This window comes from Sphingomonas changbaiensis NBRC 104936, from assembly GCF_000974765.1.
Classification (GTDB): domain Bacteria; phylum Pseudomonadota; class Alphaproteobacteria; order Sphingomonadales; family Sphingomonadaceae; genus Sphingomonas_B; species Sphingomonas_B changbaiensis.
In genome coordinates this window covers 61,323-80,000 of record NZ_BBWU01000045.1, presented here as the reverse complement: position 1 = coordinate 80,000, position 18,678 = coordinate 61,323, and the positions used below count along the sequence as shown (strand labels likewise).

The 18,678-nt window shown below is 67.3% G+C and carries 18 protein-coding genes (2 of these 18 running past the window's edge); 11 read left to right on the top strand and 7 right to left on the bottom strand.

Going from position 1 to position 18,678, the window contains the following annotated elements; genetic code table 11:
* Position 1: a 1-nt sliver of an acyl-CoA thioesterase gene (locus tag SCH01S_RS11885; protein WP_046349032.1), read on the top strand. The gene continues 380 nt to the left of window position 1, outside the view; only 1 of the gene's 381 nt is visible here; the start codon falls outside the window, past its left edge; the stop codon is cut by the window's left edge — 1 of its three bases falls inside, at position 1.
* Here SCH01S_RS11885 and SCH01S_RS11880 read toward each other — a convergent pair.
* A protein-coding gene (locus SCH01S_RS11880) for an MAPEG family protein (RefSeq protein WP_046349031.1) crosses the window boundary here: on the bottom strand, positions 1-432 show its 5' portion. It extends 3 nt beyond the left edge of the window; only the first 432 of its 435 coding nucleotides appear in the window; its start codon is at positions 430-432; its stop codon lies beyond the left edge, outside the window. The two genes, SCH01S_RS11885 and SCH01S_RS11880, sit on opposite strands and share 4 nt — an antisense overlap.
* 185 nt (positions 433-617) lie before the next feature.
* Here SCH01S_RS11880 and rpmF point away from each other — a divergent pair, with 185 nt between their 5' ends.
* The 5 genes from rpmF to SCH01S_RS11855 all read left to right on the top strand — a co-directional run bounded on the left by rpmF (position 618) and on the right by SCH01S_RS11855 (position 3,683).
* Positions 618-797, top strand: coding sequence for a 50S ribosomal protein L32 (gene rpmF, locus SCH01S_RS11875; protein ID WP_046349030.1), 180 nt, complete (start codon positions 618-620; stop codon positions 795-797).
* Positions 798-829: 32 nt separating this feature from the next.
* Positions 830-1,879, top strand: a complete 1,050-nt coding sequence (gene plsX / locus SCH01S_RS11870; protein ID WP_046349029.1) for a phosphate acyltransferase PlsX — start codon at positions 830-832, stop codon at positions 1,877-1,879.
* Positions 1,876-2,835 carry a beta-ketoacyl-ACP synthase III gene (locus tag SCH01S_RS11865; RefSeq protein ID WP_046349028.1) on the top strand — a complete coding sequence of 320 codons (960 nt, stop codon included), beginning with the start codon at positions 1,876-1,878 and terminating at the stop codon, positions 2,833-2,835. The genes plsX and SCH01S_RS11865 overlap by 4 nt, the downstream gene beginning before the upstream one ends.
* 73 nt (positions 2,836-2,908) lie before the next feature.
* Positions 2,909-3,229: an integration host factor subunit alpha gene (locus SCH01S_RS11860; RefSeq protein WP_245612249.1), complete on the top strand. Its 321-nt coding sequence runs from the start codon at positions 2,909-2,911 to the stop codon at positions 3,227-3,229.
* Between the two features lie 109 nt (positions 3,230-3,338).
* Positions 3,339-3,683: a MerR family transcriptional regulator gene (locus SCH01S_RS11855; RefSeq protein ID WP_046349027.1), complete on the top strand. Its 345-nt coding sequence runs from the start codon at positions 3,339-3,341 to the stop codon at positions 3,681-3,683.
* Here SCH01S_RS11855 and SCH01S_RS11850 read toward each other — a convergent pair.
* Genes SCH01S_RS11850 through SCH01S_RS11840 form a run of 3 tightly spaced genes read right to left on the bottom strand, consistent with a single transcriptional unit; the run spans position 3,680 to position 7,703 of the window.
* Positions 3,680-4,435 (bottom strand): hypothetical protein, encoded by a 756-nt coding sequence (locus tag SCH01S_RS11850; protein WP_046349026.1) that lies wholly within the window; start codon positions 4,433-4,435, stop codon positions 3,680-3,682. The genes SCH01S_RS11855 and SCH01S_RS11850 overlap by 4 nt on opposite strands.
* A gap of 14 nt (positions 4,436-4,449) precedes the next feature.
* Positions 4,450-4,986 (bottom strand): SixA phosphatase family protein, encoded by a 537-nt coding sequence (locus SCH01S_RS11845; protein ID WP_046349025.1) that lies wholly within the window; start codon positions 4,984-4,986, stop codon positions 4,450-4,452.
* Positions 4,983-7,703: an ATP-dependent DNA helicase gene (locus SCH01S_RS11840; RefSeq protein WP_046349024.1), complete on the bottom strand. Its 2,721-nt coding sequence runs from the start codon at positions 7,701-7,703 to the stop codon at positions 4,983-4,985. The genes SCH01S_RS11845 and SCH01S_RS11840 overlap by 4 nt, the downstream gene beginning before the upstream one ends.
* Before the next feature lie 282 nt (positions 7,704-7,985).
* Between SCH01S_RS11840 and SCH01S_RS11835 the strand changes: the two genes are divergently transcribed.
* Complete coding sequence (locus SCH01S_RS11835) at positions 7,986-9,569, top strand: lysine--tRNA ligase (RefSeq protein ID WP_046349023.1); 1,584 nt, start codon at positions 7,986-7,988, stop codon at positions 9,567-9,569.
* Here SCH01S_RS11835 and soxR read toward each other — a convergent pair.
* Complete coding sequence (soxR, locus tag SCH01S_RS11830; RefSeq protein WP_046349022.1) at positions 9,566-10,018, bottom strand: redox-sensitive transcriptional activator SoxR; 453 nt, start codon at positions 10,016-10,018, stop codon at positions 9,566-9,568. The two genes, SCH01S_RS11835 and soxR, sit on opposite strands and share 4 nt — an antisense overlap.
* Positions 10,019-10,088: 70 nt before the next feature.
* On the opposite strand from soxR, the gene SCH01S_RS11825 reads away from it, so the two are divergent.
* The gene (locus tag SCH01S_RS11825) at positions 10,089-11,120 is read left to right on the top strand and encodes a questin oxidase family protein (protein WP_046349021.1); all 1,032 of its coding nucleotides are present in this window, start codon (positions 10,089-10,091) and stop codon (positions 11,118-11,120) included.
* Between the two features lie 84 nt (positions 11,121-11,204).
* On the opposite strand, the gene SCH01S_RS11820 is transcribed toward SCH01S_RS11825, so the two are convergent.
* Positions 11,205-13,013, bottom strand: coding sequence for a DUF885 domain-containing protein (locus SCH01S_RS11820; RefSeq protein WP_046349020.1), 1,809 nt, complete (start codon positions 13,011-13,013; stop codon positions 11,205-11,207).
* 95 nt (positions 13,014-13,108) lie between these two features.
* Positions 13,109-13,588, bottom strand: a complete 480-nt coding sequence (locus SCH01S_RS11815; protein WP_046349019.1) for an RcnB family protein — start codon at positions 13,586-13,588, stop codon at positions 13,109-13,111.
* A gap of 137 nt (positions 13,589-13,725) precedes the next feature.
* Between SCH01S_RS11815 and pheS the strand changes: the two genes are divergently transcribed.
* From pheS to SCH01S_RS11800, 3 genes are all read left to right on the top strand, one after another.
* The gene (gene pheS / locus SCH01S_RS11810) at positions 13,726-14,805 is read left to right on the top strand and encodes a phenylalanine--tRNA ligase subunit alpha (RefSeq protein ID WP_046349018.1); all 1,080 of its coding nucleotides are present in this window, start codon (positions 13,726-13,728) and stop codon (positions 14,803-14,805) included.
* The gene (pheT, locus tag SCH01S_RS11805) at positions 14,802-17,186 is read left to right on the top strand and encodes a phenylalanine--tRNA ligase subunit beta (RefSeq protein WP_046349017.1); all 2,385 of its coding nucleotides are present in this window, start codon (positions 14,802-14,804) and stop codon (positions 17,184-17,186) included. The genes pheS and pheT overlap by 4 nt, the downstream gene beginning before the upstream one ends.
* Before the next feature lie 61 nt (positions 17,187-17,247).
* Positions 17,248-18,675, top strand: a complete 1,428-nt coding sequence (locus SCH01S_RS11800) for a S41 family peptidase (protein ID WP_439645811.1) — start codon at positions 17,248-17,250, stop codon at positions 18,673-18,675.
* Positions 18,676-18,678: the final 3 nt, after the last annotated feature.

Below are 18,678 nucleotides of genomic sequence, written 5' to 3'. Positions count from 1 at the left end.
GCCGGCGGCGTCGATCACGTCGGTGCCGCCGCGGTGTGCCTGCGGAGCGAGCTGCGGGATCGCGACCGCGTAGAGGCCGAGGCCGAGGAGCGTCAGCATCGTCACCAGGATCCCCGCCATGCGGAACGGGTTGGGCGACGGCCGGTCCATCCCGATCGCGTGGGCGATGCGGGCGAGAATGTAGATCGCGCCGACCGCCCACAGCCAGATGCTGGTGCCGGCGGCGAATTCGATCAGTCCGATCAGGATCAGCACGAACGGCGTGTATTCGGCGAAGTTCGCATGGGCGCGCATCCGGGCGGTCAGCCGCTCGTTGCCCCCGTCGCCGATCGACACCTTCTCCGAGATCCGGCGCTGACCGACCCGCCAGCCGAGCCAGACGTTGATCAGCGCGGCAGCGCCCGCGACGGTGAGTGTAATCGGCAATATCATGGCCTTGCCTCCCCTTTGCTCGGCGAGGCTGCCATGTGCGTGCGCCGCTTGCAACGGCGCGCGATTTCGATATATGCGCCCGCTCGCTCGCGACAGTTACGTGGTCCGCGGCTCGATGCCGCATTCCTGAATGACGGCCGCCTGTCGTGTATGTCTAGACTGTAAAGATTGGAACAGGTGCCGTCATGGCAGTGCCGAAGAGAAAAACGTCGCCCTCGAAGCGCAACATGCGCCGCAGCCACGACGCGCTGAAGGCGACAGCCTTCCAGGAATGCCCGAATTGCGGCGAACTGAAGCTGCCGCACAATCTGTGTGGCGCGTGCGGCCATTATAATGGCCGTGAGATCGTCTCGGTCGACGCCTGACCGCGCGACCGAAGCGCGGGAGCAGCGATAGAGTGACCGATACGCCGCGAATCGCCATCGACGCGATGGGCGGCGATGCCGGCGTGTCGGTGACGACCGAAGGCGCGGCGCGTGCGCTGAAGCTGGACCCGCGCCTCAAATTCCTGATGGTCGGCGACGAGGCGGCGATCGCCGCCGCGCTGGCCATGCATCCGGCGCTGAAGGCGGCGTCGGACGTTCTGCACGCGCCCGAAGTCATCGCCGGCACCGACAAGCCGAGCCAGGCCATCCGCCGCGCCAAGACGACGTCGATGGGTCTTGCGATCGATGCCGTGAAGCAGGGCCATGCCGACGCCGCGCTGTCGGCCGGCAACACCGGCGCGCTGATGGCGATGTCCAAGCTGGCGCTGCGCACTCTGCCCGGCATCGACCGGCCCGCGCTCGCCGCGCTGCTGCCCACGCTCGGCGACAACGATCTTGTCATGCTCGATCTGGGCGCCAACACCGAGTGCGATGCCAACAACCTGGTCGAGTTCGCGGTGATGGGCGCGGCCTATGCGCGAATCGTGATGGGACTCGAGCGCCCGCGCGTGCGGCTGCTCAATATCGGCGAGGAAGAGCTGAAGGGCACTGACGAAGTGAAGGAGGCGGCTGCGCTGCTGCGCGACGCGCCCTATCTGCCGCTGTCGTTCGACGGCAATATCGAGGCCGACCGGCTGGGCCGCGGCGAGGCCGACGTGATCGTCTCCGACGGCTTCACCGGCAACGTCGCGCTGAAATCGGTCGAGGGCACCGCGCGCTTCATCACCGACCTGCTGCGCCGCGCCTTTACCAGCTCGTTCCGGTCCAAGGCCGGCTTCCTGCTGTCGCGCCCGGCCTTCCACATGCTGAAGACGCACCTCGATCCCAACAACCACAATGGCGCGGTCTTCCTGGGCCTGAACGGCATCGTCGTGAAGAGCCACGGCGGCGCGGACGCGGGCGGCGTCGCCAACGCGATCGGCGTTGCGGCCAAGCTGGCGCGTTCGTCGATCGCGCGGCGGATCGCGGATGACCTTGCACGCTTCCACGCGCATCACCCTGCATCGGCGGCGGCCAAGTGACCCGGCGCGCGGCGATCCTCGGCACCGGCTCGGCACTGCCGAAGCGGCGGGTGTCCAACCAGGAGCTGGCGGACCAGGTCGATACGTCCGACGAGTGGATCGTCGAGCGCACCGGCATCCGATTCCGCTATATCGCCGGCGAAGGCGAGACGACGGTGAGCCTTGCGACGGGCGCCGCGCGTGCCGCGCTGGACGCGGCCGGACTCGCCCCGCGTGACGTCGACCTGATCGTGCTCGCGACGGCGACGCCCGACCAGACTTTCCCGTCCAGCGCGACCAAGGTGCAGGCGGCGCTCGACATTCCCGATTGCGTCGCCTTCGACGTGGCGGCGGTGTGCTCCGGCTTCCTCTACGCGCTGTCAGTGGCGGAGAGCATGATTCGCGCGGGCTCGGCCGAGACGGCGCTGGTGATCGGATCCGAGACCTTCAGCCGCATCCTCGACTGGGAAGACCGGGCGACCTGCGTGCTGTTCGGCGACGGCGCCGGCGCGATCGTGCTGGGGGCCGAGGAAGGCGAGCGCGGCGTGCTCGCGACCCGGCTGCACGCCGACGGACGGCATAACGACCTGCTCTATGTCGACGGCGGCCCGTCTACGACCGGCACGGTCGGCAAGCTCCGCATGAAGGGCCGCGAAGTGTTCCGCCACGCGGTCGTGAACCTGGCGGCTGTGATGAATGAGGCGCTGCACGCGGCCGGGCTCAGCGCCGGCGATGTCGACTGGGTGGTGCCGCACCAGGCCAATGCCCGCATCCTGGATGCAACGGCGAGGAAACTCGGCCTGCCGCCCGAAAAGGTGGTCATCACCGTCGACCAGCATGCGAACACGTCCGCGGCATCGGTGCCGCTGGCGCTCGACACCGCTGTCAGGGACGGGCGGGTCAAGCCCGGCGACGTGCTGGTGCTGGAAGCAATGGGCGGCGGATTTACTTGGGGTGCATCGGTCCTGCGCTTCTAAATACTAAACTATGCGCATTGATTTTGGGCCCGGAATCGGGTTTCCTGTGGATAAAGCTTAGAGGGGGACTCTTATGGCTGACGCCGATCCCATGATCCGAACGGACACGGGCACGCTGACCAGGGCGGATCTGGCCGAATCGCTGCACCGGCAGATCGGTCTGTCGCGCGCCGAATCGGCGAGCATCGTCGAGCGCATTCTCGCGCATATGTGCGAGGCGCTGTCGAACGGCGAGAACGTCAAGATCTCCGGCTTCGGCAGCTTCGTGCTGCGCGACAAGGGCGAGCGCATCGGCCGCAACCCGAAAACGGGTGTGGAAGTGCCGATCGCGCCCAGGCGCGTGCTGACCTTCCGCGCCAGCCAGATGCTCCGCGACCGCATCGTCGCGAGGTGAGGCTAGCCCCTCCCCTTCAGGGGAGGGGACGGGGGTAGGGCGTGTTGAATCTTTCTCGCACCAGTCACAATCCCCACCCCGACCCCTCCCCTGAAAGGGAGGGGCTCAAGTGACCAAATCCGAAGACGCGTTCCGGACCATCGGCGAGCTGGCCGAGGAGCTTGGCCTGCCGCAGCACATCCTGCGCTATTGGGAGTCGCGCTTCCCCCAGCTCCGCCCGCTCCAGCGCGCCGGCAACCGCCGCTACTACCGCCCCGCCGACGTCGCGCTGGCCAAACGCATCGACCAGCTGCTGAACCGCGAGGGTTACACGATCAAGGGCGTGCAAAAGCTGCTGGAAGGGAGGAACATCCCCGAACCGCAGCCGGAACCCGACCGCGCCGGCCTATCTCTTGTCGAGCTAAAGCGAATTCGAACGATGTTGGCGGAAGCTTTGGCGCTGGATGGCGACTAAACAGGTTCCCTGGAAAGGCGCTTGACCCCGCCACTCTCCACGAAGCCGCTCAAAAGCGCGCCGCTCATGGCGCCCTGCCCAAAAAAGGGCAGGAGGAAAACGCTGGTGGTTCGACCAATTTCCCACCGAATATTTGCACGGTAGATGACCGTTCTAATCAGCCTGCCCTTCGCGGAAACCCAAGGGATGACGTCCGACACGCCCCAATCAATTTCTAGGTGCTTCGAGAAATCGTCCTTCAACGTTGTTCCGTAGCAAACAACCGCCGTTGGTTGATGCTTAGAAAGCAGTGTAAGCTGCTCTCTTCTTCGTTCCTCAACAAGGGTTCCGCTCGACCGCTGAAAGCTTCCAGATCGGGCGGCCGGAATCGCTCGCAGTTCTGTCAAGAACGTACTCCCGTCGCGCCTGCCTAGAGAATTTCTCATGAAAGCGGCAGCATGGGTCGCATCGAGGTAGTTCGAGGCGCCGTCAAAGGCACGTGCGACTCTGCTCATCCACCGCCAAACACCCGTATGGCCTTTGCGCTTGGATGAGGAAATGTCGATCGGCTCACCAGCTTCGCACAGGGTTTGATGGGCTTCAAACATGTCCATCACTGGTTCCCATTCACATCGGCGCAGGAGATTGCGCTGCTGTTCCTGGGGATTCATCTTTCCGCCCAGTCCCTCCTCCGCGCCAAAGAACCAAACTGGCCCGGCAGGATTGCCATAACCGATGAACTTGTTCAGCCGCTGTCGGAGCTCGTCGTTCATCGCACTTCCTTTCGTCAGCCAGGGCCCGGCCCGAGCGCCGGGTCCAGATCCCGCGGCCGCACGAATTTCTCTAGCCGGGCGCTACGCGCCGCGAGGTCCGCCCATTCGCCTTCGAACGCCAGCACCGCGATGCTGCCGGTCGGGAATTTGTCCTCGACCGAATCGCGGATCGCGTCGCCGTCGTCCGGGGTGAGCATCAGGGCCAGGTCTTCCATGCCCGGATTGTGGCCGCACATCAGCAGGCTCTGCGCCTCGGGCGGGGCTTCGTTCAGCACGTCGAGCAGGTGGACGCAGGAGGCGAGATAGACGCGGCGGTCCCAGACCGGCTTCAACGTCTTGCCATAGCCTTCCCAGAAACCGTCGAGCGTTTCGATGCAGCGGACGGCGGGGGAGGAAATGACGTGATCCCACGCAAGCCCTTCGCGCCGGCAATGCTCGCCCATCATCCGGGCGCCGCGAAAGCCCTTCGCGTTCAGCGGCCGATCGAAATCGCGCTGGACCGGATCGTCCCACCCCGATTTCGCATGGCGCAGCAGGGTGAGTGTTCTCATCCGTCCCCCGTCAGCACATCCTCAGAGGTCGAATGCCCCAGATGCGCGGACGAGGAAAGCCGGGATCGCACCCGCTCCACCGCATCGGCCAAGGTCACGCGCCGAATCGGCGTGCCGAGCGGGAAGGCAGCGAGCAGACGCGACGGCATCGCGCTGGACAGCAGCACGAAGGCGCCGCGATCGTCGGCGCGGCGGATCAGGCGGCCGAACGCCTGGGCGAGCCGGGCGCGAACCATCCGGTCTTCATAGGCCGAACCGCCTTGCGCCAGCTTGCGCGCGGCGTGGAGCACGGTCGGTTTCGACCACGGCACGCCTTCCATCACCACCAGCCGCAGCGAATGGCCGGGCACGTCGACGCCGTCACGGAGCGCATCGGTGCCGAGCAGCGATGCGTGGCTGTCGTCGCGGAAGATGTCGACCAGCGTGCCGGTGTCGATCGGATCGACATGCTGGGCGAAGAGCGGCAGGCCATCGCGCGCGAGCCGGTCGGCAATGCGGGCATGAACCGCGCGCAGGCGACGGATCGCGGTGAACAGGCCGAGCGCGCCGCCGCCCGATGCCGCGATCAGGCTCGCATAGGCGCCGGCAAGCTGGGGAATGTCGCCCTTCTTCACGTCGGTGACGATCAGCACCTCCGCCTGGCCCGGATAATCGAACGGGCTCGGGGCCTCGAAGCGCAGCGGCGGCCGGGACAAATGATGCGCGCCGGATCGCGCCTCGGCCGCCGACCAGTCGCCGTTCGACAGCGTCGCCGAGGTGACGATCACGCCGTGCGCGGGTTTCAGCACCAATTCGGCAAGCGGGCGGGTCGGATCGAGCCAGTGGCGGTGCAGGCCGACATCGTATTCGCGGCCCTCGGCGCGATCGACTGCGAGCCAGTCGACGAAATCCGGGTCCGCCGGCCCGCCGACACGCCCGAGCAGCGCGATCCAACCGGCCAGCATCTCGATCCGCCAGCCGAGCGACATGATCGCACCCTCGATTCGCGCGCGCGCCTGCCCGTCGAGCCAATCGGGCGCGTCGGTCAGCACCGCCTCCAGCCGGCGGCCGAGCTGGACCAAAGGCCGGTGCAGCGTCTCCAGCGCCGCGGCGGCGTTGCCGGCCGCCTCGACCAAGGCACCGTCGGGATCGACCAGCTCGGTCTCGAGGCCATAGCCGGCATCCTCGCTGGCGGCCCGCGCATAAACAGTGCCGCGCACGGCCGCGAGCAAAGCCTCGATCGCGCCGAAGGGCTGGCCTTCGCCGAGACGCTGAAGCCACTGGTCGGACGGCAACGCCTGCGCGGCATTGGACGCGGCGGCAATCGCGCGGCCACCTTCCTCGTCATAGCTGGCGACGTCCGATAGGCGCGCGGCGAGTCCACGCCGGCGGCCGCGCGCGCTGCCCTCTGGGCCCGTGACCCAGCGTCGCAGCTCGATCGTCTCCTGCCCCGTCAGTGCGGTCGAAAACATCGAATCGGCTGCTTCGAACAGATGATGGCCTTCGTCGAAGATCAGGCGCGTCGGGCGATTCGCCGCCTCGCGCCCGCGCGCGGCGTTGACCATCACCAGCGCGTGGTTGGCGACGACGATTTCCGCATCGGCGCTGGCGCGCGACGCGCGCTCGATGAAGCATTTGCGGTAGTGCGGGCAGCCGGCGAACACGCACTCGCCGCGGCGGTCGGTCAGAGCGGTCGAGCCGTTGCGGCGGAACAAGGTCGGCAGCCAGCCGGGCAGGTCGCCGCCGACCATGTCGCCGTCCTTGCTGTACGCCGCCCAGCGCGCCACCAATTGCGCCAGGATCGCCGCGCGACCGCCGAAGCCGCCTTGCAGCGCGTCCTCCAGATTGAGCAGGCAGAGATAATTCTCTCGTCCCTTGCGCACGACCATCTTTTCCCGGCGGGTGCGCGGGTCCGGGAACAGCTTTTCGCCTTCGCGGTCGAGCTGACGTTGCAGCGCCTTGGTGAAGGTCGAGACCCAGACCACGCCGTCGGCCTCGCGCGCCCAGAGCGAAGCGGGGGCGAGATAGCCCAAGGTCTTGCCGATACCGGTCCCGGCTTCGGCGAGCAGCAATGTCGGCGAATCGCTGGAGGCGCGGGGGCCGAACGCGGCGGCCGCCGCCTCCGCATAGGCGCGCTGGCCGGGACGTTCCTCCGCCCCGTGACCGGTCAGCTCGTCGAGCCGGTCAACGGCGGCAGATGCGGGGACATGGATGGTGCGCGGGGGATTGCGCGGCGGCTTCTCCTCCCATTCGGGCAGCCGCGCGAACAGCCAGCGCTCCTGCCGCTCCGGGCGGGCAATGACACGCGACACCGCTGCCGCCCAAGGCCAGCGCAGGCGGCCGAGCGACTGTGCCGACGTCCAGGCGCCCTCGCGCTCGTGCCAGTCCGGCGACTCCATCCGCGCGAGCAAGGTTTCGGCGGCGCGGAGCAGGAAACTCGCCGCACCAGCGTCGTCGGCGGGCGGCGCCAAGCCGATCGCGCGGGCCAGACCCTTCGGCGTCGGCACCGCGAAGCGCGCCGGGTGAACGAAGGCGAACAGCTCCAGCAGGTCCAGTCCCGACAGCTCCGGATAACCGAGCCGCGCGGCGACGAGCGGCGCGTTCAGCAGGATCATCGGCGTCTCCGCCGCCCGCGCAATCGCCTCCCCGCGCCCAACCGCCCGCGCCTCGCCATCCGGAGTCGCGATCCAAATACCGGCATGGCTTGCGTGCAGCGCGGGATAGGGAAGCGTGGTCATCGCACCGTCACCCGTACACGATCCGTTCCGTTTGGCCAGTCAGCGAGCGCGAAAGTCAACTCTGGATTGGGCGCATCGAAGCCCCTCTCCCGCTTACGGGAGAGGGAGGGGACCGCTCGCGACGCGAGTGGGAGGGTGAGGGTCTGCGTGTCACGCTCGCTGCGCCTCGCTCTGGCCCCCTCACCCCCGCTCGCGCTACGCGCGGAGTCGCCCTCTCCCCGTTGGGGCGAGGGGCCAACATGCTGGCACGCTCGGCCGCTCTTCGCTAGACGCCGCCGCGTTATGAATGACACGCACACGCTTCGCGCCGCCGCTCTCACCTCCAAGGCCTGGCCTTATGAGGAAGCGCGCAAGCTGTTGAAGCGTGTCGAGAAGGGGCCGCCGGCCAAGGGTTATGTGCTGTTCGAGACCGGCTATGGCCCCTCGGGCCTGCCGCATATCGGGACGTTCAACGAAGTGCTGCGCACGACGATGGTGCGCAATGCCTTTCATGCGCTGTCGGACATCCCGACCAAGCTGATCGCCTTTTCGGACGACATGGACGGCCTGCGGAAGGTGCCTGACAATGTGCCGAACCAGGAGATGCTCGCCAAGCATCTGGGGAAGCCGCTGACCCGCATCCCCGACCCGTTCGGCGAGCATGAGAGCTTCGCGCATCACAACAATGCGATGCTGCGGCGCTTTCTCGACCGGTTCGGGTTCGACTACGAGTTTGCCTCGTCGACCGAATATTATGCGTCGGGACGGTTCGATCCGATCCTGCGGACGGTGCTGGAGCGGTACCAGGCGATCCTGGACGTGATGCTGCCGACGCTGCGCGCCGAGCGGCGGGCGACCTATTCGCCGGTGCTGCCGGTCAGCCCGAAATCCGGCGTGGTGCTGCAGGTGCCGGTCGAGGTCGTCGACCCCGCGCGCGGGCTGATCCGGTTTGAGGACGAGGGCGAGACGGTCGAGCAGTCCGTATTCGGCGGCCAGGCGAAGCTGCAATGGAAGGTCGACTGGGCGGCGCGCTGGGTCGCTCTCGAGGTCGATTATGAGATGGCCGGCAAGGACCTGATCGATTCGACGGTCCAGTCCGGCAAGATCGCGCGCGTGCTCGGCGGCAAGCCGCCCGAGGGCTTCAATTACGAGATGTTCCTCGACGAAAAGGGCGAGAAGATCTCCAAGTCCAAGGGCAACGGGCTGAGCCTGGAGCAGTGGCTGACCTATGGGCCGGAGGAGAGCCTGGCGTTCTTCGCCTATCGCGAGCCTAAAAAGGCCAAGCAGCTGCACATGGGCGTGATCCCGCGCGCGGTGGACGAGTATCAACAATTCGCTGCCAACTATCCGGCACAGCCGGTCGAGCAGCGGTTGGGGAATCCGGTCCACCACATCCACAATGGGCCGCCGCCGCACAGCGATTTCCCGGTGCCGTTCAGCCTTCTCCTGAATTTAGCCGCGACATCTGGATCGGAGGATCCGGCCGTTCTTTGGGGTTTTGTATCCAAATACCTCGATCAGAATTACCAGGGACATACGGCTCATCTCTTACCGTACCTCCACAAGGTCATTCCGCTCGCAATTGCATACTTCCGCGACTTCGTTGCACCCACTCTTCAACGTCGCGCGCCAGATGCGCGCGAGGCAGCCGCACTGAGGCAACTCGATGATGTTCTAGCCCATACAGGCAATGACGATCCGCAGTCGCTGCAGGACGCGATCTACGAGATCGGCAAGGAACACTTCGGAAAAGAAAGTCTGCGCGACTGGTTCAAGGCGCTGTACGAAACCCTGCTGGGCTCAAGCCAGGGCCCGCGCATGGGCAGCTTCATCGCGCTCTACGGGATCGAGAATACCCGCAAGCTGATCGCCGAAGCGCTGGCCTAGGCGCCGGCCGGCTTGTCCCCGAGCAGATAGCGCGGGCCCGGGCCGGCGCGGCCGGCGCGGTCGTCGCGGTTGTAGAGGCGGCAGGTGTCGAGCGAGAGGCAGCCGCAGCCGATACAGCCGCCGAGCAGGTCGCGCGTGCGTTCGAGCAGCGCGATCCGCTCGTTGAGGCCGTCGTGAATGCGGGTCGCGATCTTTTCCCAATCGCCGCGGCTGGGATTGCGCCCCTGCGGCAGTGAGGCGAGCTCGTGCTCGATCTCCGCCAGCGACAGGCCGACGCGCTGGCCGATCAGGATGAAGGAGAGGCGTCGGATATCGCCGCGGAGAAAGCGGCGCTGGTTGCCGGCCGTGCGCAGCGACTGCACCAGCCCGCGCCCCTCGTAGAAGCGGATCGCGGAAACCGAGAGGCCGGTGCGCCGCGCCAGCTCTCCGATCGTCAACAGCTCGGCCATGCTTGACCTCACCTTAGGTTGAGGTTGCACGACTCGCACGCATCGGCCCCGTTCTCAAGAGGAAACGCCCATGCTTGCGAGCCGTATCGAACCCGCCACCGAAGCGCTGGATACCGCACTGGCGGACCTGGCCGCTTACGGCCCTGAGATGCGCAACGGCTTCACCAGCCACGCGCCGATGGTCGCCGAAGCGCTCGACGTGCTCGGGCGACCGGGTGCGATCGCACCCTGGATCGATGCTTGTCGCGCGCAGCTTCTCCCCTGGCCGGCGCCGACCGGAGCGGTGCCGAGGCTCGGGGCCGAGGAGCATGTCAGCGACTGGCGCGCGCTGTTCGCGGCGGAGCTGGACGCGCTCGGCTGGCGCAGGCTGCTCGCACGCTGGCTGCCGCGGCTGGCGGCGGGTGCCAGCGGCGGCGCGCTGCACGGGCTGATCCGGACAGGTCACGCCGCCCGCGCCCTCGGCCGCGCCGACACGGAAACGCGGCGCACAGAACTGGCTGCAGCGCTGGCAAGCTGGGCGTCCGTGTTCGGAGAGCTGCCGATCGCGGCGTCGCTTGGCGCCACGGCTATGCCAGCGGAGGCGGCGCTGTCGCGGCTGCCGTTCCTTCCAGCGGAGCGGCGGCGGAACGGCGGCTCGATCGTCGCGGGACTCGCCGCCCTTGCCGATCACGTGCCGTTCGCGCGGGCCTGGCACTGGCTGGCCGTCGACGATCCGCAAGCCACGGTGCAGGAGCTGGGCGATCTGTTTGCGCGCGTATTCCTCGCCAATGTCGATTCGCCGCTGCATGCGATCGTGTTCACCCACGCGATCACCGGCACGGCGGCGGCGGGGCATCTGCTGCCGTTCGTGTCCGATGACGACGGCCGCGCGCTGATGCGCCATGTCTGGCACGCGGGGTGCGCGCTGTACGCGGCCTATGGGACGGCGCGGCCGGTCGAGGCCGAGGGTGAGGCGCTGTCTGCCGAAGACCTCGCCGACCGCGCGGTCGCGAACGGCGACGATCATGCGATCAAGCTGACCGAGGCCGTGCTGGCGCTGAACCTGGAGCCGGCGCTGGCGACGGCGGTGAGCCTCAGGGCGATGGCGTACCTGAAGGGCTAGCAACCCCGTTCGCTTCGAGCGAAGTCGAGAAGCGTGTCTCGACTTCGCTCGACACGAACGGATACCACTAACGACAGGCTAGGCTCACGCCGCCTTCTTCGCCGCGATCCAGGTGTCGATCTTCTTTTCGAGCACTTCCATCGGCAGCGCGCCGGTCATCAGCACCTGGGCGTGGAATTCGCGCGGGTCGAATTTCGGCCCGAGCTCCTTCATCGCCTTTGCCTTCAGCCGCTGGATGGTGAGCGCGCCGATCTTGTAGGCGAGCGCCTGGCCCGGGATGGCGATGTAACGCTCGACCTCGGCCGTCGCCTCGGTGCGGCTCATGCCGGAATTGGCGAGCATATAGTCGATCGCCTGATCGCGGTGCCAGCCCTTCCAATGAATGCCGGTGTCGACGACCAGCCGCATCGCGCGCAGCATCTCGTCATTGAGGCCGCCAAAGCGCTGATAGGGGTCGGTTTCCATGCCGAGCTGCTTCCACAGCGTCTCCGCATAGAGGCCCCAGCCTTCGGCATAAGCGGTGTTGCCCCCGAAGCGCATGAAGGCGGGCAGCGCCGTGTTCTCCTGCGCCAGGCTGATCTGGAAATGGTGGCCGGGAATGCCTTCGTGCAGGAACAGCGTTTCCGCGCCCCAGACCCGGCGCGACGGCAAATCATAGGCATTGAAGTAGAACACGCCCGGCCGCTTGCCGTCGGGCGAACCGGACTCGTACGAGCCGCCGGCCTGGGTCTTCTCGCGATACTCCTCATACGGCCGGATCTCGAGCGGCGTCTTCGGAATGGTCGAGAATTGCTCGCGCACCCGCGCGTCGACGCGCTTGCCGATGTCGTAGAAGAGCTGGGTGTAGGCTTCGCGGCTGGCCGGCTGGAACTTGGGGTCGGTCCGCAGATATTCGAAGAATTCCGGAAGCGTGCCCTTGAAGCCGACCTGGGTCTTGATCGCCTCCATCTCGCCCTTGATCCGCGCAACCTCCGACAGGCCGAGATTGTGCACATATTCCGCCGTCATCGGCAGGGTCGTGTTGCTCTCGATCAGATAGGCATAGAGCTTGTCGCCGCCCGGCATATATTTCAGGCCCTCGCCATCGCGGGCCACCGGCAGATATTCGTTCTTCAGGAAGTCGCGCAGGCGGATATCGGCCGGCAGGATGCCGTCGCGGATCGCCGCCGCATATTCGCTCTTCAGCCGCGCCTGGTCCGCCGCCGAGATGCCTTCCGGGAATTTGGTGACCGGCTGGTAGAAGGTCGATCCCTCCACGCCCTGCTTGATCTGGGTATCGAGCTGATCGATCACATTGTTCACGACCAGCTTCGGCTGGACGACGCCGGTCTTCATGCCTTGGCGGAAGCGCGCGATCGAGCGGTCGAGCAGCGCGATATAGTCGCGATGGCGCTTCAGGTTGTTCTCATAATCGGCAACGGTCTTGAACGGCGCCGCGCCCTGCCCCGACGCGAAGGTCGGGTAGAAGACGTGGAAGCCGAAGAAATGATCGATCGGGCGGACCGCGGTCAGCGCCAGAATCTCCGGCGACAGGCCCTTCAGTGTATCGTTCGTCTGCCATTCGAAGACGTCGTAGGCGATCTGGTTGGTCGGCGTCAGCTTGTCGCGCGGGATCGCGTGGAGGTTCCGAAGGTCGCTTTCGGCCGCCGCACGCGAGGCGTTGTAATAGGCATCGCTGCCGAAATCGCCGAGCCGATCGGCATAGCGCATGTCGCCGCGGAAGATCGCCGACAGCGGATTGAGCTTCAGCTGCGCTTCGTCGCTGTCGTGGAAAAGCTTCAGCAGCTGCGCATTGTAATCGGCCACGGGCTGCACGGCAGGCGCGGCGGACTGCGCCAAGGCGGCGGCCGGCAAGGCGAGAGCGACGGAAGCGAGCAGAAGGGCAAGGCGCATTAAGGTCTCCGCTGAAGGACTGTGTTGCGCCTATAGAACAGCCCGCGGAAAAATGGAAAGCCCTCTCCCCGGCTGGGGAGAGGGCGGTCCGCGTCTTAGTAGAAGAAGCCGTCGATGACCTGAATCACGCGGCCATTGCGCGCGTTGATCAGCACGACGTCATTGCCGTAGCGGATCCAGCGCTGGTTGGCTGCCGGGCGCGGCAGACGGTAACGATAGGGGTCGGAGATCCAGTAGCGCTGGCTGTAAAAGACCGGCGCGAGCGCGATGCCGACGCGGGCGGGGCTATAGACGTGGCCGCGCGGCGCCATATAGCGCGGCATTGTGTAGACATTGCGGTGCGTGCGGCGATAGTCGCGCCAGTCTTCCCGGCGTTCCTGGCGAGCCTCGCGCAGCTCTTCGCGCGCCTCGCGCACGTCACCGCGATTGCCGTAGGTGCGGGCATCCTGAACATGCTCGCGCTGCTTCTGGACCTCGCGATTGTCGTGGCGCACCTCCTGCCGGGACTGGGCAAAGGCGCTGCCGGCGGGGAGCAGGGTAGCGGCGGCGATGGCCGAGACGATCAGTTTACGCATTACGTCCTCCTAATGAATGGGACGGGGCCCTCCTGCCCGATTCGCTCTGAACCGGCCCCGAATCAGGCTGTCAGCAGACAGCAAGGTGGAGACGCATCGCTTGCGCGGCCGGTTCCCTTTTGCTTTGGGGACGCGCGATGGACATCGATCAACTGAAGGCAGAGGCGCTGGGCGCGATCGGCGCCGCGGCGAGCCTCGACGCCTTGGAAGCGGAGCGCGTGCGCCTGCTCGGCAAACAGGGCCAGGTGACGGCGCTGCTGAAGACGCTGGGCGGGATGAGCCCCGAGGAGCGGCAGAGCGAGGGGCCGCGGATCAACGGGCTGCGCGAAGCAGTCTCGGCGGCGATCGCGGAGCGCAAGGCGGCGCTGGAAGGTGCGGCGCTGGAAGCGCGGCTCGCGTCCGAGCGGGTCGACCTGAGTCTGCCCGCGCCCGAGGCGCCGCGCGGATCGGTTCACCCGGTTTCTCAGGTGCTGGACGAGCTGGCCGAAATCTTTGCGGATATGGGTTTCGCGGTCGCGACCGGTCCGGAGATCGAGGACGACTGGCACAATTTCACTGCGCTCAACATTCCGGAGACGCACCCGGCGCGGGCGATGCACGACACTTTCTATTTCCCCGACCAGATGGCCCGGGACGGGAAGTCGATGCTGCTGCGCACCCACACCTCGCCCGTGCAGATCCGGACGATGCAGGCCCAGCAGCCGCCGATCCGGATCATCGTGCCGGGCCGCGTCTATCGGTCGGATAGTGACGCGACGCACACACCGATGTTCCACCAGATCGAGGGGCTGGTGATTGATCGCGGCATCCATCTCGGCCACCTCAAATGGACGCTGGAAACCTTCCTGAAGGCGTTCTTCGAGCGCGACGACATCGTGCTGCGGCTGCGCCCGAGCTATTTCCCGTTCACCGAACCCTCAGCCGAAGTGGACGTCGGCTTCACCTGGACCAACGGGCGCCGAATCCTGGGCGGCAACGAGGGCTGGATGGAATTGCTCGGTTCCGGAATGGTGCACCCGCGCGTGATCCGGAACTGCGGGCTCGATCCGGACGACTATAGCGGCTTCGCATTCGGCGTCGGCGTCGACCGCCTCGCGATGCTCAAATACGGGATGGACGATCTGCGCGCCTTCTTCGACGGCGACCTGCGCTGGCTGCGGCACTATGGCTTCGCGGCGCTGGACGTGCCCACGCTGAGCGGAGGAGTGGGCGCATGAAGTTCACCCTTTCCTGGCTGAAGGAGCATCTCGAGACCGGCGCGTCACTCGATGAGATCGTCGCGACGCTGACGCGGATCGGGCTCGAGGTCGAAGGCGTCGAGAACCCGGCGGAGAAGCTCGCGCCGTTCCGGATCGCGAAGGTGCTGACTGCCGAGCGCCACCCGCAGGCGGACAAGCTCCAGGTGCTGTCGGTCGATGCCGGGGACGGACCGGTGCAGGTCGTGTGCGGCGCGCCCAATGCGCGCGCGGGGCTGGTCGGCGTGTTCGGGGCGCCGGGCGCTTATGTGCCGGGCAGCGACATCACGCTGAAGGTCGCGGCGATCCGGGGCGTCGAGAGCCGCGGCATGATGTGCTCCGTGCGCGAGCTGGAGTTGGGCGACGAACATGATGGCATCATCGAGCTGGCGGCGGACGCACCGGTGGGCGCGAGCTTCGCCGAATGGGCCGGGCTGACCGACCCGGTCATCGACGTGTCGGTTACGCCCAACCGGCAGGACTGCATGGGTGTGCGCGGCATTGCCCGCGACCTGGCCGCGGCCGGCCTGGGCACGCTGAAGCCGCTCGGCGACGTCTATCGGATGGGCTCGCTGCAACCGATCGACGGAAGCGAACCCGCCCCGGCGGTGCGCACCGACGATCCGGACGGCTGCCCCGCTTTCTATGCTCAGGCCGTCTGCGGCGTGACCAACGGTGCGTCGCCGAAGTGGATGCAGCAGAAGCTGAACGGGATCGGGCAGAAGCCGATCTCCGTGCTGGTCGACATCACCAACTTCGTCTCGATCGACCTTGGCCGTCCGCTGCACGTCTATGACCGCGCGAAGCTCAGCGGGCCGTTGGTCGCGCGTCGTGCGAAGCCCGGCGAGCAGGTGCTGGCGCTCAACGGCAAGACCTACACGCTGGACGACACGATGACCGTGATCGCCGACGACGCGGCGGTCCACGATATCGGCGGCATCATGGGCGGCGAGCATTCGGGTGTGTCGGAGACCACGACCGACGTGCTGATCGAATGCGCCTATTTCACGCCGGAGCATATCGCGCGCACCGGCCAGAAGCTCGGCCTGACCAGCGACGCGCGCCAGCGCTTCGAGCGCGGCGTCGATCCAGCCTTCCTCGACGAAGGCCTGGCAATCGCGACCTGGCTGGTGACAGAACATTGCGGCGGGACGCCCGGCGCCGTGACGCGGGCCGGACGGCCGCCGCTCGAGCGCAAGACGCTGAGCTACGATCCCGGCCTGTGCCTGCGCCTCGGCGGCCTCGATGTGCCCGGGGACGAGCAGCGCGCCATCCTGGAGCGGCTCGGCTTCGAAGTCTCTGGCGGTTGGGCCGTGACCGTGCCCACGTGGCGCCGTGACGTCGACGGGCCGGCGGACCTGGTCGAGGAAGTCGTGCGCATGGTCGGGATCGACAATGTCCCTTCGACGCCGCTGCCGCGCGCCGACGGCGTCGCCCGCCCGACCGCGACCGCGGAGCAGCTGGTCGAGCGGCGCGTACGCCGAACCGCGGCGGCGCGCGGGCTGAACGAAGCCGTGACCTGGAGCTTCATTTCCGAAAAGGAAGCGGCCGCCCTAGGCGGCGGCGCCTGGACGCTCGCCAACCCGATCAGCGAGGACATGAAGGTGATGCGGCCGTCGCTGCTCGCCGGGCTCCTCGCCGCCGCGCAGCGCAACATGGACCGCGGCGCCAAATCGGTGCGACTGTTCGAGCTTGGGCGTCGCTATCTCGCCGACGGAGAGCGGCCGACGGTCGGCTTCGTGCTCGCGGGGGACCGGAATCCGCGCGACTGGCAGAGCGGCAAGGCGCAGCCGTTCGGCGCGTTCGACGGCAAGGCGGAAGCGCTGGCGCTGCTCGATGCGGCCGGAGCACCGGTCGAGAATCTGCAGGTCACGGGCGACGCCTCGGCGGCTTATCATCCGGGCCAGTCGGCGACGCTCAGGCTCGGGCCCAAGGCCGTGCTGGCCGAATTCGGCGCGCTCCATCCGTCGCTGGTGAAGGCGTTCGGCCTGGACGGCAGCGTCGTCGCGGGCGAGATCTTCCTCGATGCGATCCCGACAAAGCGGGCGAGCGGGCGTATCCGCCCCGCCTACACGCCGCCCGCGCTCCAGCCGGTCACCCGCGATTTCGCATTCCTGGTGCCGGAGACTCTGGCCGCGGGCGACCTGGTCCGGGCCGTGCGCGGCGCGGACAAGGCGCTGATCGCGGCGGCGCGGCTGTTCGACGTCTTCACCGGGACCGGCGTGCCGGAGAGACAGAAGTCGCTCGCGATCGAGGTCACGCTGCAGCCGACCGACAGGACGCTGACCGATGAGGATCTGGCGGCGGTGTCGGCCAAGATCGTCGCGGCGGCCGGAAAGTTCGGCGCGAGCCTGCGCGGCTGATCCAACTGGTCAGGCGCCGTGGATTTGCTATAACCCGCTGATCTGCGGGAGTTTTCGTGTGATTCGGCGCTGGCGTGATTTCGGCGCGCTGCTGGCCCTGGCAGCGACCCTGGCGGGCTGTGGCGGCGGCGGTGGCTCGTCCGGCGGGACGATTGCGTCCTCCTCCCCGACACCGACGCCCTCGCCCGCCGCGACCTGCTCGCTGCGGGCGCGACAGGACTGGGCGTTCGGCGTGCTCAACGAATGGTATCTTTTCCCCGAGACGCTGCCGGCGACTCTCGATCCCAGCCCTTACGCCACGGTCGGCGACTATATCGATGCGCTGACCGCCACCGCGCGGTCTCAGGGCAAAGACCGGTTCTTCACCTACCTGACGTCGATCAAGGAAGAGGACGCTTATTACAACAGCGGCTCGACCGCCGGCTTCGGCTTCCGCCTGTCGACCGATGCCGCGCAGAAGCGGGCGTTCGTTGCGGAAAGCTTCGAAGGTGCGCCCGCCTCAGCAGCCGGAATGGACCGCGGCGACGAGATCCTCGCGATCGGCGAGACACCGGGCAGCCTGCGAGCGGTGTCGGACATCATCGCCGCCCAGGGCACCGGCGGCGTGTCGGACGCGCTCGGCCCCTCCACACCGGGCCTCACGCGGACGCTGCGTCTCAGCGGCCCATCCGGCACGCGCGAAGTCACGATCAGCAAGGCCGATTATGCGCTGCAGCCGGTCTCCAGCCGCTACGGCGCCAAGATCATCGACGAAGGCGGCCGCAAGATCGGCTACGTCAACCTGCGCACCTTCATCACCACCGCGGACTCTCAGCTGAAGACCGCGTTCGGGCAATTCCAGGCGGCCGGCGTCACCGACGTGATCGTCGACCTGCGCTACAATGGCGGCGGCCTGGTCGCGACCGCGCAATTGCTCGGCGACCTGCTCGGCCGCGCCCGCTTCGCGTCCGAGGTGCAGAACCGCACGACGTTCCGCCCCGAGAAATCATCGAACAACGAGACGCGCTACTTCCAGCCGCAAGGCCAATCAGTCGCGCCGATGCGGATCGCCTTCATCGGCACCGGCGCGACCGCGTCGGCGAGCGAGCTCACGATCAACTCGCAGATTCCCTATTACCAGCAGAACATGGCCCTGGTCGGCGCCAATACGTACGGCAAGCCCGTCGGCCAGGTCGCGATCGATCGCAGCGAGTGCGACGACCGGCTGCGCGTGATCGCCTTCGCGACAAGGAACGCGTCGGGTGGCGGCGATTACTTCACGGGGCTGGCGGGCACGGTTCCGGTCACCTGCCAGGCGGGCGACGACTTCAGCCACCCGCTCGGCGATCCGCAGGAAGCCTCGACGCGGCAGGCGCTCGACTTCATCGAGGGCAAGAGCTGCACGCCGATCCCGACCGGCCAGACCGGCCAGGCGCTGGCGGCGAAGCGCCAGCTGCTGACCCCCGCTCGCGCGACGACGGCCCAGCGCGAAGTGCCGGGCCTGTTCTGAGGG